18 protein-coding genes are annotated in these 25,134 nt (G+C 71.9%); 4 read left to right on the top strand and 14 right to left on the bottom strand.

The features are described 5' to 3' along the window. Positions 1-136: 136 nt before the first annotated feature. The gene (locus I6J71_RS28560) at positions 137-1,420 is read right to left on the bottom strand and encodes an FAD-binding protein (RefSeq protein WP_239153959.1); all 1,284 of its coding nucleotides are present in this window, start codon (positions 1,418-1,420) and stop codon (positions 137-139) included. Between the two features lie 86 nt (positions 1,421-1,506). Here I6J71_RS28560 and I6J71_RS28555 point away from each other — a divergent pair, with 86 nt between their 5' ends. The 3 genes from I6J71_RS28555 to I6J71_RS28545 all read left to right on the top strand — a co-directional run bounded on the left by I6J71_RS28555 (position 1,507) and on the right by I6J71_RS28545 (position 9,911). Next, the gene (locus I6J71_RS28555; protein ID WP_204089692.1) at positions 1,507-2,367 is read left to right on the top strand and encodes an NAD(+)/NADH kinase; all 861 of its coding nucleotides are present in this window, start codon (positions 1,507-1,509) and stop codon (positions 2,365-2,367) included. A 200-nt stretch (positions 2,368-2,567) separates the two neighbouring features. Further along, the gene (locus I6J71_RS28550) at positions 2,568-5,438 is read left to right on the top strand and encodes an AAA family ATPase (RefSeq protein ID WP_204089691.1); all 2,871 of its coding nucleotides are present in this window, start codon (positions 2,568-2,570) and stop codon (positions 5,436-5,438) included. Between the two features lie 294 nt (positions 5,439-5,732). Continuing rightward, positions 5,733-9,911: a carboxypeptidase regulatory-like domain-containing protein gene (locus tag I6J71_RS28545; RefSeq protein ID WP_204089690.1), complete on the top strand. Its 4,179-nt coding sequence runs from the start codon at positions 5,733-5,735 to the stop codon at positions 9,909-9,911. A gap of 64 nt (positions 9,912-9,975) precedes the next feature. On the opposite strand, the gene I6J71_RS28540 is transcribed toward I6J71_RS28545, so the two are convergent. The 11 genes from I6J71_RS28540 to I6J71_RS28490 form a co-directional block, all read right to left on the bottom strand. Then, positions 9,976-11,151 carry an acyl-CoA dehydrogenase family protein gene (locus tag I6J71_RS28540; protein ID WP_204089689.1) on the bottom strand — a complete coding sequence of 392 codons (1,176 nt, stop codon included), beginning with the start codon at positions 11,149-11,151 and terminating at the stop codon, positions 9,976-9,978. A gap of 50 nt (positions 11,152-11,201) precedes the next feature. Further along, positions 11,202-11,858 (bottom strand): GntR family transcriptional regulator, encoded by a 657-nt coding sequence (locus I6J71_RS28535; protein ID WP_204089688.1) that lies wholly within the window; start codon positions 11,856-11,858, stop codon positions 11,202-11,204. After that, positions 11,855-14,035 carry a penicillin acylase family protein gene (locus tag I6J71_RS28530; RefSeq protein ID WP_204089687.1) on the bottom strand — a complete coding sequence of 727 codons (2,181 nt, stop codon included), beginning with the start codon at positions 14,033-14,035 and terminating at the stop codon, positions 11,855-11,857. The genes I6J71_RS28535 and I6J71_RS28530 overlap by 4 nt, the downstream gene beginning before the upstream one ends. Continuing rightward, positions 14,032-14,997, bottom strand: a complete 966-nt coding sequence (locus tag I6J71_RS28525) for an ABC transporter ATP-binding protein (protein ID WP_204089686.1) — start codon at positions 14,995-14,997, stop codon at positions 14,032-14,034. Before I6J71_RS28525 ends, I6J71_RS28530 begins: the two co-directional genes overlap by 4 nt. After that, positions 14,997-15,950 carry an ABC transporter ATP-binding protein gene (locus I6J71_RS28520; RefSeq protein WP_204089685.1) on the bottom strand — a complete coding sequence of 318 codons (954 nt, stop codon included), beginning with the start codon at positions 15,948-15,950 and terminating at the stop codon, positions 14,997-14,999. The genes I6J71_RS28525 and I6J71_RS28520 overlap by 1 nt, the downstream gene beginning before the upstream one ends. After that, positions 15,943-16,788 (bottom strand): polysaccharide deacetylase family protein, encoded by an 846-nt coding sequence (locus I6J71_RS28515; RefSeq protein WP_204089684.1) that lies wholly within the window; start codon positions 16,786-16,788, stop codon positions 15,943-15,945. Before I6J71_RS28515 ends, I6J71_RS28520 begins: the two co-directional genes overlap by 8 nt. After that, a complete protein-coding gene (locus I6J71_RS28510; RefSeq protein ID WP_204089683.1) occupies positions 16,785-17,561 on the bottom strand; it encodes an SDR family NAD(P)-dependent oxidoreductase in 777 nt (258 codons plus the stop codon). The genes I6J71_RS28515 and I6J71_RS28510 overlap by 4 nt, the downstream gene beginning before the upstream one ends. Then, positions 17,558-18,406, bottom strand: a complete 849-nt coding sequence (locus I6J71_RS28505) for an ABC transporter permease (RefSeq protein WP_204089682.1) — start codon at positions 18,404-18,406, stop codon at positions 17,558-17,560. Before I6J71_RS28505 ends, I6J71_RS28510 begins: the two co-directional genes overlap by 4 nt. Continuing rightward, positions 18,403-19,392: an ABC transporter permease gene (locus I6J71_RS28500; protein WP_204089681.1), complete on the bottom strand. Its 990-nt coding sequence runs from the start codon at positions 19,390-19,392 to the stop codon at positions 18,403-18,405. The genes I6J71_RS28505 and I6J71_RS28500 overlap by 4 nt, the downstream gene beginning before the upstream one ends. A gap of 1 nt (position 19,393) precedes the next feature. After that, positions 19,394-20,914 (bottom strand): ABC transporter substrate-binding protein, encoded by a 1,521-nt coding sequence (locus I6J71_RS28495; RefSeq protein WP_204089680.1) that lies wholly within the window; start codon positions 20,912-20,914, stop codon positions 19,394-19,396. Between the two features lie 94 nt (positions 20,915-21,008). Next, positions 21,009-22,244, bottom strand: a complete 1,236-nt coding sequence (locus I6J71_RS28490) for a threonine synthase (protein ID WP_204089679.1) — start codon at positions 22,242-22,244, stop codon at positions 21,009-21,011. Between the two features lie 397 nt (positions 22,245-22,641). On the opposite strand from I6J71_RS28490, the gene I6J71_RS28485 reads away from it, so the two are divergent. Then, positions 22,642-23,382, top strand: coding sequence for a hypothetical protein (locus tag I6J71_RS28485; RefSeq protein ID WP_204089678.1), 741 nt, complete (start codon positions 22,642-22,644; stop codon positions 23,380-23,382). A gap of 129 nt (positions 23,383-23,511) precedes the next feature. Here the strand turns inward: I6J71_RS28485 and I6J71_RS28480 are convergent, their stop codons facing one another. Both I6J71_RS28480 and I6J71_RS28475 read right to left on the bottom strand, forming a co-directional pair. Beyond that, positions 23,512-24,384, bottom strand: a complete 873-nt coding sequence (locus I6J71_RS28480; protein WP_204089677.1) for an ABC transporter substrate-binding protein — start codon at positions 24,382-24,384, stop codon at positions 23,512-23,514. 146 nt (positions 24,385-24,530) lie between these two features. Next, a complete protein-coding gene (locus I6J71_RS28475) occupies positions 24,531-25,091 on the bottom strand; it encodes a GDSL-type esterase/lipase family protein (RefSeq protein ID WP_204089676.1) in 561 nt (186 codons plus the stop codon). Positions 25,092-25,134: the final 43 nt, after the last annotated feature.

Below are 25,134 nucleotides of genomic sequence, written 5' to 3'. Positions count from 1 at the left end.
TACCGCTTGGCGGTGTGATCAGGCGAACTCAGCGCGGGGCGGGGCGCATGGCGATGCACCCGCGTCGCTCGGACGCGGGTGAAGGCACTGTGGGCAACAGCCGACGCCGGTCGCGGCCGGACCGGTCAGGAGGTGATCAGCCGGCGAAGACGTGCCGGTCGAGGAACGCGTTGCGGAACTTGCCCGTCGGGTCGATGCGAGTGGCCAGGGTGCGGAAGGCGGGCAGGCGCGGGTAGGCCAGGTCGAGTGCTTCGCCGTGGAAGAGCTTTCCCCAGTGGGGACGCGGGGCGAAGGGGGCGAGGCGGGCTTCGATGAGTGGCAGAAGAGCCTCGACTTCGGACTGGCGCGGTAACCAGGTGAAGTGCAGCGCGACGCGGTCGCCGGCGGTGGTCGGGCTGAGCCAGCGGTCGTCGGACGCGACGGTGCGGATTTCGGAGACGAGCAGGAGCTCGGCGATGCGGTCGCCGATACCGCGCAGGGCTTCGAAGGCCGCGGCGGCGTGCGCGCGCGGCACGAAGTACTCCGTCTGCAGTTCGGCGCCCACGCTCGGGGTGAAGCCGAGGCGGAAATGGGGGAGGCGGTCGTACCAAGGGCCTGGAACGCCGCGCTGTTCGGTGGTGTTGCCGGCCGCGACACCGGCCGCGTGGGCGGGGTGGCGGGGGCCGTCGGCGGGGACGGCGCCGAAGAGAGAGCCCGGTGGCTCGGCACCCGGCAGGGAGCCGCCGGAAGCAGAGCGCAGCACACGGTTCTTCAGCCACACCTGGTCGACCACGTCGCGGGCCCAGTTGGTGAACAGGCTGACGCTGTAGCCCGCCGCCTGGATCTCGTCGAAGTGCGCCAGCGCGGCCGGCCACGGCAGGGCGTCGTACACGTCCTGGCGCACGGAGAACGCCGGGACCAGATCGAGCGTCAGCCGGGTGAGGACGCCGAGCGCGCCGACGCCGACGACGACACCGGCGAAGTCGATGTCACCGCGGCAAAAGCTGTGCAGCGAACCGTCGGCGGTGAGCAGTTCGACGGCGGACACGGCCGCGGCGAGGCCGGGGTGGCGTTCGCCCGAGCCGTGGGTGCCCGTGGCGACGCTGCCCGCGACCGTGATGTGCGGCAGCGACGCGAGGTTCTCCAGGGCGAACCCGGCCTCGTCCAGCTGCCGCACGACGTCGCCGTAGCGGGCGGCGCCGCCGAGCGTCACGGTGGCCGCCGCCGCGTCGATCGTCACCGGGAGGTCGAGCCCCGACAGGTCGAGCAGCAGGCCCGGGGTGTCGGCGACGTCGTTGAAGCTGTGCCGGCTGCCCAGCGCCTTGACCCGCTCGGCGCCCGTGACGAGCTCCCGGGCTTCGTCGAGCGACCGTGGGGTCAGGACGCCGGCGGCCCCGTAGGTGAGGTTTCCGGCCCAGTTGGCGCGCGCACTGTCGATCACGAACGCCCAGCCTAGGCCGGGTTCGCCAAAGGCGGCGGATCCGGGCAGACTTGGCCCCATGCTTCCCGAACTCACAGAGCTCTGAAATGCATTCGGCCGGTTTGGTACTGCACCCGAAACGGGACTCCGCCCCGGCGGTTGAGGCCGTCCTCGGGTGGGCCGCGAACCGCGGGATCAAGGTCCTCGGGATCGCGGAAGAGATCGTGCGGCTCGACTGCAAGGCTGTCGGTGTGTCGGCCGAGGAGCTCGCCACCCAGTCCGACCTGCTGGTGAGCCTCGGCGGCGACGGTACGATGCTGCGCGCGATGCGCCTGGCCGACGGCAAGCACGCGCCGGTGCTCGGTGTGAACCTCGGCAAGCTCGGCTTCCTCGCCGAGGTCGACGTGCCCGACCTGCCGGGTGCGCTGTCGGCGATCGACGCGCACGAGTTCACCGTCGAACCCCGTCTTGCCGTCGATGCGACGATCGGCGGCAAGAGGGTGACCGCGTTCAACGACGTGGCCGTGGTCCGCGTCCCCGGCGACGGTGGCGCGCTCGTCGCGGTGCGGGTGAACGAAGAGCAGTTCGTGAGCTACGCGGCCGACGCGGTCATCGTCGCCACGCCCACCGGGTCCACCGCTTACAGCTTCTCCGCCGGCGGGCCGATCACGAGCCCCGCCGTGGAGGCGCTGCTCGTCACGCCGGCCGCCCCGCACTCCGCCTACGGCCGCGGTGTCGTGCTGTCCGTGCACGACACGCTCGCCCTCGAGGTCCTGCCGAGCAGCGGCAGCCTCGCGGTGGAGGTCGACGGCATCGTCGAGGCGTACGTCGAACCGGGCGAGCGCATCGAACTCTGCGCCCGGCCCAGCGCCGCCCGCGTGGTCCGGCTGGGCCGCACCACGTTCTTCCAGCGCGCTCGCCGCAAGCTGCGCCTCACCGACTCCGCGGAGATCCCGCCCTCGCTCTGAGGACCGTCCTCTTCGGACCCGGCCGAACGGCGCAGGGTGTTGCGCCGTTCGGCGACGGACCCGGCTCCCGCGCGGCTGTCTCTTTTTGTCGGAACCACGTTGCATACGTGTGAAACCCGACCCGGAACGCTTGCCCGCCGGCGCCTCACCCGCCCAGAATCCTGCGACGGCGCATCCGGTGGTGAAGGAACGGGGGACAGGTGACGGCTGACGCGCGTGACCTCCCCGCCGTCGGCACGCCCCGGCTCATCGGCCGCGACCACGAGCTCTCCCGGCTCACCGCCGCCCTCGCCGACCCCGGCGTCGTGCTCGTCTCCGGCGAAGCGGGTATCGGCAAGAGCCGGCTCGTCCGGGAACTGCTCCCGGCTCCGGGTGTGCTGGTCGCCCGGTGCCCGCCGCTGCGGGAAGCCCTCACGCTCGGCCCGATCGTCGACGCGCTGCGCCAAGCCCGCCCCGGCGTCACCGGTCTGGACCTGAGCCCGCTGGTAGGCACGCTGCGACCGCTCTTCCCCGAATGGGACCTGCCGCCGGCGCCCGAAGGCCTGGCCGACGCGGGTGCCGCCCGCCACCGGCTCCTGCGTGCGCTCGGCGAACTGCTCGACCGCTTCGAGGTCGGCGTGCTCGTGGTCGAGGACGTGCACTGGGCCGACGAGACGACGCTGGAGTTCCTGCTCTTCCTCGCCGCCCGCCAGGACCGCTGCCCCGGGCTCGTGCTGACCTACCGGCCCGACGAGGTGGGCGATGACAGCCTGCTGCTGCGCCTGTCGTCGCGCTACCCGCGCATCACGCTCGGCGCGCTCGACGTGGCCCAGACCGCGGACCTCGTGTCATCGATGCTGGGCGACGAGCGCGTGTCCGAGCCGTTCGCGCGGTTCCTGCACCGGCACACCGATGGCATCCCGTTCGCCCTCGAGGAATCCGTGCGGCTGCTGCGCGACCGCGCCGACCTCATCCGCCAGGGCGGCGAGTGGATCCGCCGCTCGCTCGACGAGATCGCCGTGCCGCCGACGATCCGCGACGCCGTGGCTGAGCGCCTCGTGCGGCTCACGCCCGACGCGCAGGCGGCGCTCAAAGCGTGCGCCGTGCTGTCGACCCCCGCGACCGAGGACGACGTCACCGAGGTCGGCGGGCTGCCCGCCGAGCGGGCGGGCCGGGCGATCGACGAGGCCGCGCGCAGCGGCCTGCTCGCCGACGACGACCGCGGCCGGCTCGCGTTCCGGCACCTGCTGGCCGCCAAAGCGGTGTACGACGGCATCGGCGGACGGGAACGCCGCGAATTGCACCGGCGTTCGGGCCGGGCGCTCGCCGCGCGCGACCCCGCGCCGGTCGCCGTGCTGGCGCACCACTTCCGCGAGGCGGGCGAGACGGCGAAGTGGTGCGAGTACGCCGAACGCGCGGCGGACCTCGCGCTCGCGTCCGGTGACCACCACACCGCCGTGTCGTTCCTGCACGGCCTGCTGGCGGAGCCCGAGCTGCCGCCGACGGCCGTGGCGCGGCTGGCGCGCAAAACCCCGCTGTTCGCGTTCACCGGGTACCTGGGCCGCGTCGACCTCGTGCGCACGGTGCGCGGCGTGCTCGACAGCGCGGTGCTCGACCGCCGCGAGCGCGCCGAGATCCGCAGCCAGCTCGGCCGATTGCTGATGCACGCCGGGGACTACGCGACCGGCGCCGCCGAGCTGGCCCGCGCGATCCCCGACCTGGTGGACAACCCGGTCGCGGTCGCGCAGGCGATGTCGGTGCTCGGCCGCCCCGCCGGCACGGCGTGGTCCGCACCGGAGCACCGGGAATGGCTCGACCGCGCCGAAACCGTCATCCGCTCGGCCGTGCCGGAGGACGAACGGCTGTCGTTCATCGTGGACCGGGCGACGGCGTTGCTGGAGATGGGCGACGAAGCGGGCTGGGCCGTCGCCGCGACCGTGCCCGACGACGACCCGCGTGATCCGCTGCAGATCACCCGCGGCCTGCTGAACTTCGGCGACGCCGCACTGCACTGGGGCCGTTACGGCGAAGCCCGGGCCAAGCTGACGCGGGGCGTCGAGCTGGCGCAACGCCATGGGCTGCAGCGGCTGCGCGACATGGTCCTGGCGACGCTCATCCGCCTCGACTGGCTCACGGGCGCGTGGCGCGGGCTCGCCGAGCGGGTCGCCGGATTCGCCGACCTCGCCGAGGAACCGCTCATCCAGCTCGACACGACGCTCGTGGGCGCGTTGCTGGAAGCGGCCACCGCGCCGGGACCCGACGTCGAACGGAAGCTGAAGCTCGTGCTCGACGAGACCCGCCGGCGCGGGATCGCCGACATGCCCCTCGAACCCGCGGCCGCGCTCGCCCGGCTGCACCTCGCCGCCGGCCGCGTCGCCGAAGCGCTCGAAGTCACCGAGGAGCCGATGGCCGTGGTGGCGCACAAGCAGATCTGGCTGTGGGCGCAAGAACTTGCGCCCGTGCGCGTCGAAGCGCTGCTCGCCGCCGGGCGCGGCGCGGAAGCGCAACAGCTCGCGGCGGAGTTCGCCGCGAGCCGCAGCGGCGCGACGGTCGCGGCAGCAGCGCTGGTCTGCCGGGCACTCGTGACGCAGACGAGCGGGGACCAGACGCAGGCCGCGCAGGCGTGGGCAGCCGCCGCGGCCGCGTGGGCCGAGCTGCCCCGGCCGTACGACGCTTTGCTGGCGCGCGAACGCGAAGCCGCGTGCCTGCTCGCCGGTGCCGACACCCGGACCGAGGGGCTCGACCGCCTCGAGGAAGTCCTGGCCGGATACGAAAGTCTTGGCGCGACGGCCGCCGCGGAACGCGCCCGCGCCGCCCAGCGTGAGCACGGCGCCACCTCGTCCGTGTGGCGCGGCGGCCGGCGCGGCTACGGCGACCAGCTGTCCCCGCGTGAGCTGGAAGTGGTGCGGCTGCTGCTGACCGGCCTGACCAACCCGGAGATCGCGCAGGTGCTCTCGCGCTCGCCGAAGACCGTGGCCGCGCAGCTGAACTCGGCGATGCGCAAGCACCACGTCACCTCGCGCACGGCGCTCGCAGTGAGCGCGACCCAGGCCGGGATCAAGCCCGCCGACCGGGCCGCGCCCGTAGATTAGGTCATCCGCCCAATCGCGAACGCGGCCCGTGCGCCCCGATACTTCGCCGGTGAACGCGACGAGACCCGACGATGACCGTCCGGTGGACTGCACCACTGGCCCCGGCGGCACCGTGCCTCCCCGGCCCGCCGCGGGAACGGATCCCCACCCCACCACCGCGGATCCCGCCGAAGCCGCACCGCGGCCCGGCGAACGGTCCCGCCGCGCAGACGAGGACCACGGGCGCGAGCGGCCCGCGGGTTACGAACCCCTGTGACGCCTCGTCGGGCGCGGGCGAACGGAAGGAAACCCTCCTTGAGAGTCCCCCGGGGGCGCCTGCTGGCGCTCGCTGTCCCGGTGCTGGCCGGCCTCGCGCTGGTCGTCGGCACCACCCAACCCGCCCTCTCACCCGGCGACAACCCGATCGCGGCCACCGCGCCCGCGTCGGCGTCAGGGGCATCGGCCGCGCACATCGCGCTCGACGCGGCCGCCACGTCCGGCGACGCCAAGCCCGCCGCGACCGCCAAGGCCACCCAGACCACGACCGGCAAAACCGCCGCGAAGCCGCCGAAGGCGCTGTACGCGCCGGCCGGCTGCAACCCGGCCAAGCCGAAGCCGCGCGTCGTCACCTGCAACTCGCTGTTCAAGGCGGGCAAGGACCTCCGCCCGCTGACCAGTGCCGCCGGTCCGCTGCCGGACTCGCTCGGCCCGGCCGACATCCAGGCCGCCTACGACCTGCCCGACGGCGGCGCCGGCAAGACCGTCGCCATCATCGACGCCCTCGGCGACTCCCACGCCGAGGCGGACCTCGCGGTGTACCGCGCGCAGTACGGCCTGCCCGCCTGCACGACGGACAACGGCTGCTTCCGCAAGGTCGACCAGCGCGGCGGCATCTACTTCCCGGCCGATGACGACGGCTGGGCGCAGGAAACCTCCCTCGACCTCGACGCCGTGTCCGCCGCCTGTCCCGCGTGCCACATCCTGCTCGTGGAAGCGGATTCGACGAGCCCGTACGACATCGTCGTCGGCGTGGACACCGCGGTGAAGCTCGGCGCGAAGTTCGTGTCGAACTCCTACGGCATCGACGGCGAGGACCCGGAACAGGGCACGCTCGACTCGCACTACAGCGTGCCCGGCGTCGCCATGGTCGCCTCGACCGGTGACCACGCCTACGCCAGGCAGGACTGGCCCGCCTCGAACCCGGACGTCGTCGCCGCCGGTGGCACGAACCTCTACCGCGACCCGGCGAACCCGCGCGGCTGGAGCGAGCAGGCCTGGTCCGACGCCGGCTCGGGCTGCTCCCCGTACGAGGCGAAGCCCGCCTACCAGCAGGACGTGGCCACCGGGTGCGCGAACCGCGCCATCGCCGACGTCTCCGCGATCGCCGACCCGGCGAGCGGCTTCGCGATCTACGACACGGGCAAGACCGGCGGCTGGGGTCAGGTGGGTGGCACGAGCCTGTCTTCGCCACTGATTGCCGCGATGTACGCGCTTGCCGGTGACCCGCGACCGGGCACGAACCCCGCGACCTACCCGTACTTCAACCACGGCAACGACCTCTACGACGTCACCGAGGGCACCAACGGCACGTGCGGCACCGTGCTGTGCACCGCCGGTCCCGGCTGGGACGGCCCGACCGGCCTCGGTTCACCGCACGGTGTCGCCACGCTCGCCTACACTCCACAAGGGACGGTCGACGGACACGTCCGCGACTCCGCCGGCGCGGCGATCGCGGGCGCCACGGTGACGGCGACGGGCACGGTCACCGGTAACGTCTACCACGCGACGACCGACGCGCAGGGCGCCTACCACCTCGCCGTCGCCGCCGACTCCTACCAGGTCCAGGTGACCCGGTTCGGTTACGAAGCGGGCAGCGGTTCGCTGTCCATCGTGGACGGTCAGGCGGCCGCGTCCGACTACTCGGTCACGAAGATCGCCACGCAGACCGTGTCGGGCACCGTCACCGACGGCTCCGGGCACGGCTGGCCGCTCTATGCCGAGATCACCATCGACGGTTACCCGAACGGCGCGGTGTTCACCGACCCGTTCTCGGGCCGCTACAGCGTCGACCTGCCCCAGGGCGCGGACTACCAGCTCCACGTCAGCCCGGTCCTGCCCGGTTACCGGCAGCTCGACCCGAAGGTGACCGTCGGGGACGCCGGTGTGCGGCAGGACTTCACCGCGACGATGGATCCGGACGCGTGCACCGCGCTCGGTTACGGCCACGCCGCGCTGACGCACTTCGACGGCTGGCTCGGCACCACACCGAAGGACGGTTGGACCCTCGCCAACGCCGACCCGGCTGCCACCGGCTGGGTCTTCGACGACAACACCGAGCTGTACAACTTCATCAGCAGCGGCAACTACGCCCTCGCGAGCCCGCTGACCCGCGACGGCAAGGCGGAGGACACCACGCTGGTATCTCCGGACGTGGACCTGACCGGGGACGCCGCGCCCGTGCTGTCGTTCGGCGGCGTGTACGTGCCGGACGCCGGGACCTCGTTCGACGCCGACCTGTCCCTCGACGGCGGCGCCACGTGGACCACGGTGTGGCACCAGACCACGAGCGTCGTGCAGTCGCAGGTGTCGATCCCGGTGCCGCAGGCCGCGGGCAAGCAGTCCGTGGGCGTGCGGTTCCACTTCCAGGGCGGCGGCGGTTCGCTCGCCGAGGTCGACGACGTCGTGATCGGCTCGTGCTCGCCCGTCGACGGTGGTCTCGTCACGGGCGCCGTCACCGACGCCAACACCGGTGAGCCGCTCGACGACGCGACGGTCGCCGACTCGGCCGCCGCGGCGCACTCGGCGGTCAGCGTGGCGACGCCGGACGACGCGGCGCTGGCCGACGGCTTCTACGAGCTGTTCGACACCACCGGCACGCACCAGTACACGGCGACCCTGCCGCGCTACACGTCGCCGGCGCTGTCGACGACCACGGGGCTGAACTCGGTGGCTCGCCAGGACGTCAAGCTCAAGGCCGGGCAGCTGGCCGTCGGCTCGACGGGGCTGGCCGTGAGCAAGACGATGGGAGAGGTCGCCACCCAGACGGTGAAGCTCACCAACTCCGGCACGGCGCCCCTCCACGTGTCGCTCGGGGAGCACGCCACCGGGTTCACCGCGGTCGACCCGTCGGCGGCAACGGGCTGGCAGCCGATGGCGAACGTCCCGGAGTTCACCTACACCAGTGCCCTCGGGGCGTACCAGGGCAAGGTCTACAGCGCAGGCGGCATGCCCATGCACATGCTCTCGCCCTCGGCGCGCAGCTACGTGTACGACCCTGTCACCGCGGCGTGGTCGCCGATCGCGGACATGCCGGAACCGGTGATGCGCGGCGCGGCGGCGTTCCTGAACGGTTCGCTCTACGTCGTCGGCGGCGCCGGGATGCCCGGAATCCTGTCCACGACCTACGCCTACCACCCGGAAACGGACACGTGGTCGCGGCTGGCGGACCTGCCGGCGAAGCTGTACGGCGGCACCGCGGCCACGCTGGGCGGGAAGCTGTACGTGGTCGGCGGCTGCGTGACGGTGTGCGGCCAGGACCCGGTGAAGTCGGCGTATGTCTACGACCCGGCGCGCAACACCTGGTCGGCGCTGCCCGACTACCCGGAGGCCGAGAGCGATGCGGCCTGCGCGGGCGTCCACAGTGAACTCGTCTGCGCGGGTGGCTACCTCTCCGGCGGGGTGAACACGAGCTCGGCCTACGTGTTCAAGCCGGCTGCCGGCACGTGGACGAAGGTGGCCGACGCGCCGTACACCGTGTCGCAAATGGCCTACAGCGGGGCGAACGGCCGCCTGCAGCTCGCCGGCGGATTCACCGGCGGCGGCCCGAAGGTGCCGCTCGGCGAAACCGCGCACACCATCGAGTACGACCCGGTGAGCGACAAGTGGTCGTCGCTGCCGGACCTGCCGCAGGAGTACTACGGCGGTGGCCGCGGTGCCTGCGCGCTGTACCAGGTCGGCTCGCTGGTGCCGGCGCTGCGCACCACGGCGGCGCTGCCGGGCTACGACCAGTGCGGTGACGACGACGCCGGCTGGCTGTCGGAGGCGAGCACGGAGCTGGACCTCGCGCCCGGCGCCACGACCAAGGTCACCGTGACCGTCGACTCCGGCAAGGTCACCCAGCCCGGCGAGTACACGGCGACGATCGGGCTCGACACCGATTCGCCGTACGCCGTACCGGCCCTGCCCGTCTCGCTGCAGGCCGCGCCGCCCAGGGCGTGGGGTGAACTCTCGGGCACGGTCACCGACACCGCGTCGGGCGCACCGATCGCGAACGCCACGGTGCAGGTGTGCACGATGGTCCACAACGGAGTGTGCGGCGAAGTGTCGTACACCCTCAAGACCGACGCGCACGGCCACTACCGGCTGTGGCTGGACAAGGGTTACAACCCGCTGGTGGTCACGATCGCCGCCAACGGTTACCAGCCGCAGTTCCGGCAGACGAAGGTGCAGGCCGGGCAAGCCACGGTGACCGACGTGGCGTTGCCGAAGATCTAGGCAGGACAACAAAACACGAGCGGTCCCGTCCGGAGTCACCCGGACGGGACCGCTCGGTTTGTCGTCAGTAGGACTTGGGCAGCCCGAGCACGTGCGTCGAAACGTAGTTCAGCACCATCTCCTGGCTGACCGGCGCGAGCCGCAGCAGCCGCGCTTCGCGGAAGTAGCGTTCGACGTGGTACTCCTTGGCGTAGCCCATGCCGCCGAGGGTCTGGACGGCCTGGTCAGCGGCCGTGAATCCCGCGTCGGCGCACAGGAACTTGGCCATGTTGGCCTCCCGGCCGCACGAGAGACCGCGGTCGTAGCGCCAGGCGGCGTTGCGGGCCATGAGCGCGGCGGCGTCGAGCCGGGTCTGGGCTTCGGCGAGGGGGAACGCGATGCCCTGGTTCTGCCCGATCGGCCGGTTGAACACGACGCGGTCCTTCGCGTAGGACACCGCGTGTTCGACGGCGGCGCGGCCGATGCCCAGCGCCTCGTGGGCGAGCAGGATGCGTTCCGGGTTCAGCCCGTCGAGCAGGTACTTGAACCCCTGGCCCTCCTCGCCGATCCGCGCCGACGCCGGCACGCGCAGGCCGTCGATCGCGACCTCGTACGAGCTGACGGCGTTGCGGCCCAGCTTGGGGATCGCGTTGAGCGTGATCGCCGCCGGGTCGACGTCCACGAGGAACAGCGACATCCCGTCGGTCGGCCGCGTGACCTCCTCGAGCGGCGTGGTGCGCGCGATGAGCACCATCTTCTGCGACTGCCCCGCCTTGGTGATCCAGACCTTGCGGCCGTCGATCACGTAGCCCGCGTTGTCACCGCCGTCGCGGCGCGCGAAGGTGCGGATGCGCGTGGTGTCGGTGCCCGCGTCCGGTTCGGTGACGCCGAAGCAGACATGCAGCGACCCGTCGGCCGCGCGCGGGAGGATCTCCTCACGCAACTCGGCGCTGCCGTGCTTGACGATCGTGTTCAGCCCGAAGATGGTCAGGTGCATGGTGCTGCACCCGTTCATCCCGGCGCCCGACGCCGCGACCTCCTCCAGCAGCAACGCGGCCTCGAAGATCCCGAGCCCACCGCCGCCGTACTCTTCGGGGATCGCGATGCCGAGCCAGCCGGCGTCGGCGAACGCGGTGTAGAAGTCCCACGGGAACTCGCCCTCGGCGTCGCAGCGGGCCCAGTACTCGTCGGGGAACTTCGCCGCGAGCTCACGGGCGCCGCGGCGCACCGCTTCCTGGTCTTCGGTGAACGCGAAGTCCACTTGTCACCTCCGATCGACTCCGAAGGCACTGCTGTTTCCGGAAAACCCTGTCATTCCGGCAGTGCCGACTCCAGCGCGCGGATCACCTGCGCGACGTGTCTGCGCGTCGCCTGTTCCGCGGCCGCCGTGTCGCCCGAGCGGAGCGCGTCCAGGATCTCCTGGTGCTCGCCGAGGCTGGCTTCGGGACGGCCGGGCACGGTGATGGTCACGTTCTGACCCAGCTGGAGCTGTGCGCCGAGCAGGTCGGCGATCGCGAGGAGCCGGCGGTTGGCCGAGCCCTGCCAGATGAGGGCGTGGAACTGCCGGTCGAGCTCCGCGTAGCGGGGCACGTCCCCTGCGGAGAGGGCAGCGTGCTGGCCGGCGACGAGGCCGCTGAGCCGCTCGAGCAGCTCGGCCGGGCGTGCTCGGGCGACGTCGCGCGCGGCCAGGGTGTCCACGGCCGAGCGCAGTTCGTAGATGTCGCGCATGTCGGCCACGCTCAGTTCGGCCACGAAGTAACCGGAGTGCTGCCGCGCGACGAGGAACCCCTCGCGTTCGAGGATCGCCAGCGCGGCCTTCACGGGGGTGGGGGAGATACCGAGGCGCTCGGCGAGCGGGCGCACGGTCACGCGCTCGCCGGGCAGCAGCTCGCGTTCCAGCACAGCCGCACGGATCGCCCGGTACGCGGTGCGGACCAGGCTGGCCGGTTCGGGTGGCTGGGCACTCACCGGGTCGGGGCTCCTGTCGTCGGCGTCATCGGGACGAGCTCGTGCCGTTGCCACGAGGTCAACTGGTCAGAATAGTGCTCGGAACCGGGCGAGCCGGACGCCCCGCCGGGAATCACCCACCCGGCGGCGCCGAGTTCGGCCAGGTCGAGCACCTGCCGGTAGACCGAGAGGTTGGTGATGGCGAACGGTCCGCCCGGTGCCCAGCCGTACGCGCCGTTCTGGATCGTCTCGTTGTCCCCGCCGATGCCGACGGCCGGCGGGTCGAACTCCGCGCCGGTCACGGGGTGCAGCGGGTGCCGCGCGGCGGTGCGGTGCAGGCGGCCCCACGGGCGCAGCCCGGCTTCCCGCGCCCGGCGCCAGCCTGCGGCCAGCGCGTCGGCGAGCAGCTCGTCGGACAGGTCCGCGGCCGGCCACCCGTCCTCCCGGGGCCAGGTCAGGCCCGCGAACCACCGGCGCAGCACCACGGGCATGCCCGGCAGGCCGCACTTCATCAGCCACGCCCGGGCGGCGGTGCCGATCTCCTGGTCCAGCACGCGCTGTGCGAGCTCCCGGCGGACGCACGCGTGCACGAGGCCCGTCGTCCCGGCCGGGCCCAGGTCGCCCTGCCCGGCCACGAGGGCCGCACGGGCGAGCTCGGCGTCGCCGGTGAACGGGCCGCGCCCGGCGAGCAGCTCCGCCCAGCGCCGGGCCGCGACCGACGTGGTGTCGCCCTGCCACGCGCGCATGTCGTCGGCGGTCGCGCGCTGGGTCGCCGCGGCCAGCTCGTGGATGCGCTCGACGCGGTAGGCGTCGTTGACCGCGTGCGACACGAACGGCCGGACGTCGGCCGTGACCGTGTTGTTGGAGGTGACGATCAGGTCCTCGGCCGGGTCCTCCATCCGTGGCATCCCGGCGAACGGCACCCGGCCGCGCCACCCGAACTCCGGTGCCCAGCCCGGAACTGGCACCTGCGTGGCGGCGAGCCGGTCGCGGGCGGGCAATTGCCCGCGCAGCAGGTAACCGAGGTGCCCGTCGACGTCGGCCGCGACGAGGTTGTTGACGGGGTCGACCCAGCCGTCCTGCGCGTCGAGCAGCGTGCGCACGTCCGGCGCGAGCAGCATGCGGCGCAGCACGCCGAACTGTTCGCACGGCCCGTCGGTGGCGGTCCAGCGCAACGACAGCGCGGCGCCGCCCGCGGGCTCACCGTGCACGACCGGGCCGTTCGGGGTCAGCCAGCAGCGCTCGACGCGGTCTTCGCCGTCGCGCACGTGGATGACCTCGTCGCGCACCGACGCGGGGGCCCAGCCCTCGGCCGTGCGCACCCGCTCGCCGTCGAACTGCTCCACGTACAGGTCCTGCGCGTCGGCCGCCGCGTTGGTGATCGCCCAGCCGACACGGCCGTTGTGCCCGAAGTGCGGGAAACCGGGCAGGCCGGGGAAGGTCGCGCCCGACACCGTGAACTCCGGACAGCGCACGTGCGCCTGCCAGTAGGCGTTCGGCACGTCAAGCGCGCGGTGGGAGTCGTTGACCAGCAACGGTTTCCCGCTGGCGGTGCGACTCGGGCCGAGCACCCACGCGTTGGACCCGCCCTCGGACTCGCTCAGGAACCCGAGGTGCCCGGCCGCCGCCTCGACGTCTGCGCGCGCCTGCTCGAGCAGTTCGGCACGGGCGCCGCCGACCCGCCCGTCGGGCGGGACGGTCACGCGCATCCCCGGCAGCGGCGTCGGATCCAGCTTCGCGGCCGCATCGGCGCCGGCGGTCGCGCGCAGCACGGCCCGCGCGATCTTGTACTGCCAGACGCCCATGAGCACGTGGCGGATCTTGAACATCAGCAGCGAGTCGCGCGGGGTCCACACCTCCCAGCCGATCCCGCCGCGCCGGTACTCGACGGGCGTGCCGTGCTCGGCGACGTGGGCGTTGATCCCCGCCGCGTACGCCTCGAACGTCGCGAGGGTGCCCGGGTCCATCGCCGCGAGATCGCGCTCGGCGGCGTCGGCCAGCCGCAGCCGGCGCGCGAGCCGGTCGGCGGCCACCGCGGGTTCACCCACGACCTCCGCCCACCGGCCGCGCGCGCGGCGACGGTCGTACTCCAGCTGCCACAGCCGGTCCTCGGCCGCGGCGCGGCCGAGCTCGAACCACGCCTGCTGCTCGGTTTCCGCCTCGACGGTGGGGATCCCGTACGCGTCCCTCGTGATCATGCGGCGCCGACCTGCGCAGTCTCGGCGAAGTGACACGCCGCGGTGCGTGTGCCGTCCAGCGAGCGCAGCGCCGGGTCCTCGGTGCGGCACCGGTCCGTTGCAAGAGGACACCGCGGGGCGAACGAGCAGCCGCCCGAGCGCGTCAGCACGCTCGTCGCCTCACCGAGCTGTTCCACCGGATCCTCACGGGAGTGGTCGCGCACGCGCGGCCGGGGCGCGGCGGCCAGCAGCAGCTGAGTGTACGGGTGGCGCGGGTCGGCGAAGAGCTCCTCGGTGGCGCCCTCCTCGACGATCCGGCCGAGGTACATCACGGCGACGCGGTGGGCGAGGTGGCGCACCAGCGCGAGGTCGTGGCTGATGAACAGGTAGGTGATGCCGCGCTCGTCCTGCAGTCGCCGCAACAGGTTCACGACCTGCGCCTGCACCGAAACGTCCAAAGCGGACACGGGTTCGTCGCACACGAGGAACTCCGGGTCGAGTGCGATGGCCCGCGCGATCGCCACGCGCTGGCGCTGCCCGCCGGAGAGCTCGTGCGGGTAGCGAACCGCGAGCTCCGGCGCCAGCGTCACGGCCTCCAGCAGCTCCCGCACCCGCGCCTCGAGATCACCGCGGAACCGGTGCACGCGCAGCGGTTCCGCGACGATCTGCCCCACGGTCATGCGCCCGTTGAGCGAGTCGTACGGGTCCTGGAACACCGGCTGCATCGTGCGCCGCAGGTCACGCAGCTCCCGCTTGCCGATCGAGTGCACGGCCTGGCCGGCGACCTCGACGCTGCCCTCGTCGGGCCGTTCCAGCGCGAGCAGCAGCCGCCCGGTGGTGGACTTCCCGCAGCCGGACTCACCGACGAGCGCCAGTGTCGTCCCGCGCTCCACGCGCAGGCTGACCCCGTCGACGGCGGCGACCGTGCCGCCGCGCACCGGGTAGCGCTTCACGAGTCCGTCCGCGACCACGAGATCCGACATCACGCGACCTCCGTTCGCAATCCGGGGTGGGGGTGCCAGCACGCCACGCCCTCGTGGAGAGACGGGGCCGTGGCGCAGGTGTCGTCGGCCCGCTCGCAGCGCGGCCGGAAGGGGCAGCCCTCGATGACCGCCCCGACGGCGGGGACCTGCCCGGGGATGGTGGGCAGTTCGCCGTCGACGGGGCGGTCGGGATCGGGCACCGAGCGCAGCAGCGCCGCGGTGTAGGGGTGGCGCGGGGTTTCGAGGACCTCGCGCACGGTGCCGGTCTCCACGACCTTCCCGGCGTACATCACGGCCACGCGGTCGGCGATCTCGGCGACCACGCCCATGTCGTGCGTGATGAACAGCAGCGCGGTGTCCCGGGTGCGTTCCCGCAGCAGCGCGAGCACCTGGGCCTGCACGGTGACGTCGAGCGCCGTCGTCGGCTCGTCGGCGACCAGCAGTTCGGGGCTGCCCGCGAGCGCGATCGAGATCATCACGCGCTGGCGCATCCCGCCCGAGAGCTCGTGCGGCATCTGCCGCGCGCGGGCCGCGGCGTCGGTGATCCCGACGGACTCCATGAGCTCCACGGCGTGGCGCAAGCGCGCCGCGCGCCGCATCGGCGTGTGGATCGAGAGCACCTCGGCGATCTGCGTGCCGATGCGCGTGGTCGGGTTCAGCGAGCTCATCGGATCCTGGAAGATCATCGCGGCGCGGTCGCCGCGAATGCGCCGCAGTTCGCGCTCGCCCCGCCCGATCAGCTCCGTGCCGCCGAGCGTCGCCGAGCCGGACACCCGCGCGGCGGCGGGGGCGAGGCCGAGCAGCGACAGCGCGGTGAGGCTCTTGCCGCAGCCGGATTCCCCGACCACGGCCAGGGTTTCGCCGCGCCCGACGGTGAGGTCCACGCCGCGCACCGCTTCGCGGCCGGCGCCGAAGGACACCTTCAGATCCTGCACTTCCAGCAGCTCAGTCATGACCGGGCCTGCCCAACTCTTCGAGGGGGACGGTGTAGCCACCGCCGTACTTGAGGTGGTGCTCCGCGAGCTCGCCGGCGGTCGGTGTGGCCAATTCGCGATCGGCAACGACGGGGGCGAGCAGCTCTTCGAGCGCGGCCACGCGGGCGGGCCGGCCCGAGAGCCACGGGTGGACGGTGATCATGCACAGCGTGCCCAGTTTCTTCGCCGCCGCGATCTCCGCGGCCCAGCCCGAGAGCACCTCGGGCGTGGTCGCGGGCGGCCGCGGATCACCGCCGACGTAGCGGTAGTAGGGCGCGTCGTCGGTGGCCCAGTCCACGGGGACCTCGACCATCCCGTCGACGACGTAGGGCCGGTCGTCGCCCATCAGCGAGCTGTCATAGGTCAGCCCGAGCTCGTGCAGCACTCCGAAAACATCAGTGGTCATGTCCCAGCTGGGGGAGCGGTAGCCGACGGGCCGCACCCCGGAGATCCCGGTGAGCGTGTCCGCCGCGCGCGCCAGCGTCCGGTGCAGCTCGTCGCGAGTCAGCCCGGTCGGTGCTTCGTGGCACCAGCCGTGCAACGCGAGCTCGTGACCACGCGCGTGCACCTGGGCGACCTGCTCCGGGTACTTCGCGGCGATCCAGCCGGGGACGAACACCGTCGCCCTCAGGTTCAGGTTGTCCATCATGGACAGCAGGTTGCGGATGCCGCGCCGCGGGCCGTAGCGCCGCTGCTCCAGCTCGCCGACGGACACGGGCGGGTTCGCCCGCGTGCGCCACAGGTGCGGCGATTCGCCGTCGAAGTCCAGGGTGAAGCACACGGCCGCGCGGGCGCCGCCGGGCCAGGGGTGGGTCACGGCTTGTCTCCCGACGGGGTGAAGTCGCCCGCGGTGCGGCCGCCGTCGACGTCGAGCGTGGTGCCGGTGACGAACGAGGCGGCACTGGAGCACAGCCACAAGATCGCCGACGGCGCGTCACCCGGCCCGGACGTGCGGCCCAGCGGGATCGCGCGCCGCATCTTGGCGACGTGCTCTTCGGGCAGCTCGCTCACCTCGCTGCCGGGTGCGAAGCCCGGGCCCACGCTGTTCACGCGGATCCCGGCCTCGCCGGTCTCGAGCGCGAGCGAGCGCGTGAGCATCTCCAGCGCCGCCTTGCTGGCCGAGTACACGCCGCCGGTGCGGGTGGGGCGTTTCGCCGCGCCGGAGGAGAGGTTGACGATGCAACCGGGGGTGCCGGTGCGGGTCATCGTGGCGATCACGTGGCGCGCCAGCTGGTACGGCGCCAGCACGTTGATCGCGAAGATGGCTTCCACGGTGGCCCGGTCGGTCGTCGCCACCGGGGTGCGCGGGTAGACACCGGCGTTGTTGACCAGGATGTCGGCCGTGTCCCAGCGTTCGTCGATGGCCGCGATCAGCCCGTCGACGCCGGCGCCGGTGTCCAGGTCGGCCACGGCGGCGTGCGCGCCGAGCCGGCCGGCCAGCTCCTGCAGTGGTTCCCGCCGGTTGTCCGACAGCAGCAGCTCGGCGCCCTGGTCGTGGAACGCCTCGGCCGTCCACGTGCCGATCAGCCCGGCGGCGCCGGTGATGACCACGCGTTTGCCGGTGAATTCACCTCGGTAGTCGGGGATCATGCGGTCTGCCTCGCCATCCTGCGCAGCAACCGCGGGCGCGGCAGCTCGGCGCGTTTCGCCGGGTCCAGTCGGTCGCGGGCGGCGTCGCCCAGCAGGTTCACGGCCAGCACGAGCAGGAACAGCGCGATGCCCGGGAAGGTCGCGAGCCACCAGGCCGACGCGATGTACTGCTGGCCGTCGGAGAGGATCGAGCCCCACGACGCGGTGGGCGGCTGCACCCCGAGGCCGAGGAACGACAGCGACGCCTCGTAGATCACCATCAGGCCCAGTTCCAGTGTGCCGACCACGATGGACACCGGCAGGACCTCCGGCAGCACGTGCCGCAGCACGATCCACCACACCGGTGCGCCGGTCGCCGTCGCCGCGCGGACGAACCCACGGCCGCGGGCCTGCAGCGTCGCGGAGTGGGCGACGCGGGCGTAGCGCGGCCAGCGCACGAGCGCGAGGCACACCACGACGTTGAGCAGGCTCGGCCCGAGCACCGCCACGACGAGGATCGCGAGCAGGAAGAACGGCACCGACAGCACGATGTCGACCACCCGCATGATCACCGCGCCGAGCCAGCCGCCGCGCCACCCGGCGATGACACCGAGCGCCACTCCGACCACGCCGCCGATGACGACCGCGCCGATCGCCACGAGCAGCGACACCTGCGTGCCGTAGATGACGCGCGAGAGCACGTCGCGCCCGAGCGCGTCGGTGCCGAGCCAGTGGTGCGCGCCCGGGGGCAGCAGCCGCTGCGCGAGCGTCACCTTGTTCGGGTCGAACGGCGCGATGAGCGGCGCGAACACCGCCGCGAGCACATAGACGACCAGTACCACCGAAGGGACCACGAGCCGCTTCACGCCGCACCTCCCCGTCCGCCGGCGGTCACGCGCCGGTCAAGCACGCCGTAGAGCAGATCGGTCAGCAGGTTCACCACGATGTACACCGCGGAGGCGAACAGCACGATCGCCTGCACCACCGGGAAGTCGCGCGCCGAGACCGACTGGATCGTCAGCTGCCCGATGCCGGGCCACGCGAAGATCACCTCGGTCACGACCGCGCCGCCCAGCAGGTTGGCCAGCTCCAGCGCGGCGACGGTGAGCACCGGGATCGCGCTGTTGCGGGCCAGGTGGCGCAGCACCAGCCGCGTGGTGCTCGCGCCCTTGGCCCGCGCCGTGCGCACGTAGTCCTGCGAAAGCTGTTCGAGCACCGCGCCGCGCGTCACGCGGGCGATCGCCGCCGCGGACAGCGACGCGAGCGTGACGGCGGGCAGCACCAGCGACAGCGGCCCGTCGTAACCGGTCGAAGGCAGCCACCGCAGGGCCACCGAGAACACCAGCACGAGCAGCAGCCCGGTCCAGAACGCGGGCATCGCCTGTCCGATGAGGACGATCGGCATCAGCACCCGCTCCTGCCACCGGCCGCGGCGCAGCGCGGTGATCACGCCGATCGTCACCCCGAACACCACGGACAGGATCAGCGCCGCCACGGCCAGGTTCGCCGTGTAGGGCAGCCGTTCGGCGATCAGCGTGGTCGCCGGCTGGTTTTGCACGTAGGAGTAGCCCAGGTCGCCGCGCACCGCGTTGCCGAGGAACGAGACGTACTGGTGCCACAGGGAATCGCTCAGGCCCAGCTGTTCGCGCACGCGCTCGATGTCGGCCGCCGTGGCGCCTTCGGGCACCAGCAGCCGCGCCGGGTCGCCCGAGAGGCGTAGCGCGAAGAACACGATGGTGGTCACGCCGAACAGCGCGAGCACGGCCTGCCCGAGCCGCCCGGCGAGGTACCGGGGTGTCGCCGGCACGCTCCTGGCCCGCCGCCGGCGGGCGGACACCGCGATCGCCGTCATGTCAGCTCACCTTCATCTGGTCGAGGAACAGGCTTTCCGACGCGTCGGGTGTCCACTTCAGACGCGAATTCGCGCCGTACACCGCGTAGGACTGGAACAGGCCGATCCCCGGCAGGTCCCGGTTGAGCAGCTCGAACGCCGAGCGGTAGAGCTCGGTCCTCGCGGCCGAGTCGGTCGTCTCGCGCGCCTGCTCCACGATCTTGTCGAAGTCCGGGTTGCTGTAGGAGCTCCAGATCTCGCCGGTGTGGAAGAGCGGGTAGATCACGCCGTCGGAGTCGAGGCACGAGCACGACCACTTGCCGAACCGGATGGAACCCCAGTCGTGCGAGGGGTCCTGCACCTTCTTCAGGTACGTGGCCTGGTCGCTGTTCTGGATCTCCACCTGCAGCCCCACCGCGCCGAGGTCGGCCTGGATCGCCTGCACCACCTGCGGGTCGAACGACGGTGAGGTCGCCATCACGAGCTTCGCGCCGACCGCGTGCGCCTCTTGCAGCAGCTTCTTCGCGTCTTCGGGGTCGTGCCGGTTGTCCGGCAGCGACTTGTCGTAGCCGAACGCGAGCGGGGTGGCCATCGAGTTGATCGGCTTGGCGTAGCCGCGTTCCAGGTTCTGGATGATGGCGTTGTAGTCGATCGCCTCGGCGATGGCCTTGCGCACGCGCGGGTCGTTCGTCGCGCCGCCCTTGATCGTGTTGTAGGCCAGGTAGGCCACGCGTTCGGTGGGCGTGGTCAGGATCTGCAGCGTGGGGTCGCGGCGGATCTGGTCGGCGGCGTCCGGCGTCAGCGTCGTCGCGAGGTCGACCTTGCGCGACTGCAGGTCGGCCACGCGGCTGGCCACGTTGGGCACCGCGCGGAACACGGCGGTGCGGATCTGCGGCTGCGGACCCCACCACTTCGGGTTGGCCGCGAGGACCACTTCGGACCCGGCCGTGGCCGACCGCAGCACGTAGGGGCCGGACCCGATCGGCTTCACGGCGAACTGCTTGGGCCCGACGCGCTGCACGTAGGCCTTCGGCACCACCGACAGCGTGGTCAGGTAGCTCAGCAGCGTGGGGGAGGGCACGGAGGTGTGCACCACGAGGTCGCCGCCGTCGGCGGTCGCCTTGTCGATCACGGAGAAGTTCGCGTACTGCTGGCTGCCGAACTTCTTGTCGAGGATCCGGCTGATCGAGAACGCCGCGTCCTCGGCCGTCAGCGGGCTGCCGTCGCTGAAGGTCACGCCAGGGCGCATCGTGAAGCGCCAGGTCTGCGGATCGGTCTGGTGCCACGCCGTGGCGAGCCACGGCACGATCGCGTTGGTCTTCGGGTTCCGGCGCAGCAGCTGGTCGAAGATGTTGCGGTACACCGAGTACGTGTCGGTGTCGTACTGCTTGCCGGGGTCGAGGGTGGACGGGTAGTTCGCGGTGTCGATCGTGATCGTGCCGGGACCGCGGCCCGCGCTCGCCGGCTGGATGCCGCACGAGGCGGCACCCAGGGCGAGGGCCGTGGCGAGGAGCAGGGCCGCACGGAAACGTCGTCGGTTCATGGGCTGGTCCCTGTCAGTTCGGGGGCTGAGGCGGGGGCTGAGGTGGGGACATCGGATCAGATCCAATCGAGGGGGCCAAGGTCTGCGCGAGGAGTTAATCCGCCCGCAACACGCCGCGCGGCGGGATGGCGCCGGTCTTGGCCAGCAGCGGGGCGTCGACCTCGATCGTCTCGGGGTACTTGATGCCGGCGCCGGTGTTGAGCACGACGACCTCGTCGTCCTCTCCCACCCAACCGGATTCCCGCAGCTGGTCGAGCGCGGCGAAACACGCCGCGCCCTCGGGGCAGACGAACGCGCCCTCGAGCGCGGCCAAGCGGCGCTGCGCGGCGAGGAGCTCCTCATCGGTCACGGCGATCGCGGTGCCCTCGGTCGCGCGGACCGCGTCGAGGACCAGGAAATCGCCGAGCGCCTTGGGCACCGTGATGCCGAACGCGACGGTGTGCGCGTCGGGGAACAGCGTGCTCTCGGCGGCACCGGCCTTGAACGCCTCGACGATCGGCGCGCAGCCCGTGGCCTGGACCGCGACCAGGCGCGGCAGGTCACCGGATATCCAGCCCAGTTCCTGCATCTCGAGCAGGGCCTTGTAGATGCCGATGATGCCGACGCCCCCGCCGGTCGGGTAGAGGATCACGTCGGGCACCCGCCAGCCGAGCTGCTCGACGATCTCGTAGCCCATCGTCTTCTTGCCCTCGAGCCGGTAGGGCTCCTTGAGCGTCGACACGTCCTGGTAGCCACCGCGTTCGGCCACGGCGGCGCCGACGAGCTTGCCCGCGTCGCCGATCAGCCCGTCGACGCGGTAGAGCTCGGCGCCGGCGGCGAGGCACTCCTTCATGGTGATCGCGGGCGCGTCGGCGGGCATCGCGATGAGGCTGTCGAGCCCGGCGCGGGCGGCGTAGAGGGCCCAGGCCGCGCCGGCGTTGCCGTTGGTGGGCATGGCCACGCCGCGCACGCCGAGCTCGGCCGCGCGCGACACGCCCACGGCCGCGCCGCGCGCCTTGAACGACCCGGTGGGCACGAGGCCCTCGTCCTTCATCAGCAGCTTCGGCACACCGGAGTGCTTGCCCTGGTTCGGCAGCGGGAGCAGGGGAGTCAGGCCTTCGCCGAGGCTCACGACGTGCTCGGGCGAGCGCACCGGCAGCACCTCGTGGTAGCGCCACAGACTGGGCTCGCGGCCGGCGACGTCCTCGCGCGTCACGGTTTCCCGCACCCGCTGCAGGTCGTACCGCGCGAGCAGGGGCGCCCCCGCAGCCGACGTGCCCGCCACCTGGTCCGCCTCGTACCGCTCGCCGGTGCGGGAGCACTCCAGATGGGACAGGAACGAGAACGACATACCGCCTCCAGTGGTCGGGTCAGGTTGCGGGGAAGTTTGGATCCAAAAAGGCTCCGCGTCAACCGGTTCCACCCTTCGGTATCGGTTCCGAAGCCGCCTCGGTGGCGCCGCTCAGGTGGTCACGACCATCGGAATCGGCGGCGCGAAAGGTTGTGCCAACGGGTTCGCGAAAGGTGATCGGCATCGTGGCGAAATGACGTCCGTGGCCTGTCAATGGCGGCTAGCCGGAACATCGAAGAGGTGCTGACCAGTGGCGATCGGTGTTGATCTGTGCCGACAATCACTCAGTAGTGACATTCCCGTGTCCGATTCGTAATGTCGGACGGGCTTTGCGGAGGCCGTATCCCCCGAATTCGCGGCGTCCGTTCCCCGAGCGAAGAAAATGGTGCAGACAAGGATGTCCGGACGACATCGCCTCCGGTCGCTGTCGTGGCGGTTGCCTGTCGTGGTCGGCGTGCTCGCCGCCCTCGGCCTGGCCACGGTCGGGTGGCTGATCGGCGGCACCCCGGGCGGCGAACCCGTCGCCGCCGCCGACCGCCTGGCTCTCAGCGTGCCGTCCAGCTCGACTGCCGTGAATTCAACGCAGACGAGCTGGACGGCGCCCACGGTGCCGACGACCCCCACGACCCCGAGTGCGACCCCGACGACCCCGACGACCCCGAGCACGTCGACACCGGCCGAAAAGCCGACCCTGAAACCGTCGACGGCGACGGGAAATCCGGTCACGAAGACCAAGCCCCCGGCTCCGGTGACCGTGCAGCAGACCCTGTCCGCAGGCAAGGCCTGTTCGTCCACTCTGGCTGGTGCGCAGCCCAACGCCGCCCAGGTGGGCAACCACATCCTCACCAAGTTCAAGGTGAGCTCCGTGGGCGGGCGGGCCGGTCGCTCCGGCGCGAGCGACCACCCCGCTGGCCTCGCGCTCGACTTCATGGTCGACACCCCGACCGGCAACGTGCTCGCCGACTACGTGCTGGCGCACCAGAGCCAGTTCGGCGTCACGTACGTGATCTGGCGCCAGCGCATCAACCTCGGCAGCGGCTGGAAACCGATGGAGGACCGCGGCAGCCCCACCGCGAACCACTTCGACCACGTGCACGTGTCCTTCAAGTCCGGGGCCAAGGTGTCCGTCACCTGCTGACGCGGATGCCGCTGACCCCGACGCGACAAGGGGTTTCCCGCCACTTCGGGCGGGAAACCCCTCGTCCGGCTCCGCTCGCGCCGCGGGCCGCGGGAACGATCTGCGGCGTGAGCGGGAAACCCCGTCCGGCTACGGGGTCGGCTTGGCGCCCTGCTTCTCGATCTGGTCCTTGATGGACGGCCAGAACTGGTACATCTGCGTCGGGTAGGGCAGGTCCGGGAAGTACTTCTGGTACAGCTTCAGGAAGGTGCCGTCGTTGGCGAGATCCGTGAGCTCCTTGTTGTAGGCGTCGAGGAACTTCGTCAGCTTCTTGTTGACCGCCTCCGCGCCCGGCTGGTCCTGCGGCGAGGTGATCGCGACCTTCAGCGTCCCCGGGTGTTCCTTGAAGATCTGGCCGACGTGCGTCGAGCCCAGCACCATCGCGTCAAGGTTGCCCGCGAGGATCTGGTTCACCCCCGCGCCGTCGGTCGCCTCGGAAACGAGCTGCGCGTTCGACAACTTCTTCTTCGCGAAGTCCTCCTGGGTGCTGTTCGCGCCCGCGCCGACCCGCTTGCCCGTGAGGTCTCCGATGGCCTTCACCGTCGAGTTCGCCGGCACCACGACCACGTTCTGGCCCCAGAAGATCGCCTTCGTGAAAGCCACGCTCTTCTTGCGCTCGGCGCTCGCCACCAGGCCGACCGACATCATGTCGTACTGACCGCTGGTGAGGCCCGGCAGGCCGGCCGCGACCGTGGTGGTCTTGTAGACGATCTTGAGGTGCATCCGGTCGGCGATGAGGTTGTTCAGGTCCACCAGCATGCCGACGGGCTTGCCACTGGCGTCGGGGGAGACGAAGGGGTAGTCGCCCGCCGTGACCGCCGCGGTGATCGTGCCGGGCTGCGCGAGGCCGTAGTCGTCACCGCCGGCGGCGGAGTCGCCGCCACCACACGCGGTGACCGTGGCTGCGGACACCGCAGCGATGCCGAGGACGCCGAGCAGGCGTCGGAAGGGGAGTCGGTACATGGGTCTCCTTGGGCGGGACCGGGGAGGAACAGGGGAGGGAACGGGGAACAGCTCTGGGGGAACGGGGAGCACGTCACCGTGGTGCGGAACTATAGGCTATAAGGAACTGTAGGGTCAACGACGGAAGTTCGACAATCTGAAGTGGATCAGTGCAGGTCGGGACCCGCCGTCACGGCGGTGATGCGCTCGGCCAGCGCCGAGATCACGAGCCGGTACGCGTCGCCGGTGAGGTGCAGGCCGTCCTCGTGGACCGGCTCGCCGCGCGCGATCAGCGGCGCCAGCGCCGCGTCGGTCTCGAGCGCGTTCGGTGCCGAAACGAGGTCGCGCAGCACCCCGCGGTACGTGTCGAGCACGGCGTTGGTCCGGCCGCGCCTGCCGACCCCGTCGACCTCCTCGATGGCCGGCGGCAGGAACGCGACGAGCGCGGCCGGCGCGAACGCGTCGGCGATCACGCGCATGTTCTTCTCGTACGCCGGGAGTTCGACGAGCCGGTCCGGGGCGCAGTCGTTCGCGCCGAAGGACAGCACGACCACGTCGGGTTCGATGAGCGCGATGGCGGCCGCGCGCCGGGCCCCGTCGTCGCTCTTCCAGCCGCCCGCTGCGCAGTTGAACACCACGACGTCACCGGCCTCGGCTTCGAGCTGGTCGATGCGCGGTTTTGTGAACCGGCCCAGCATGCTGTCGCCGAACAGGACGATCTTCTTCACCGGTGCCCACCTTTCCCGTGGTTGACAAGTTGGTACTTGTCGC

The sequence above is a fragment of the Amycolatopsis sp. FDAARGOS 1241 genome (assembly GCF_016889705.1).
Lineage (GTDB): Bacteria > Actinomycetota > Actinomycetes > Mycobacteriales > Pseudonocardiaceae > Amycolatopsis.
This window is presented reverse-complemented; position numbering and strand designations above follow the sequence as displayed.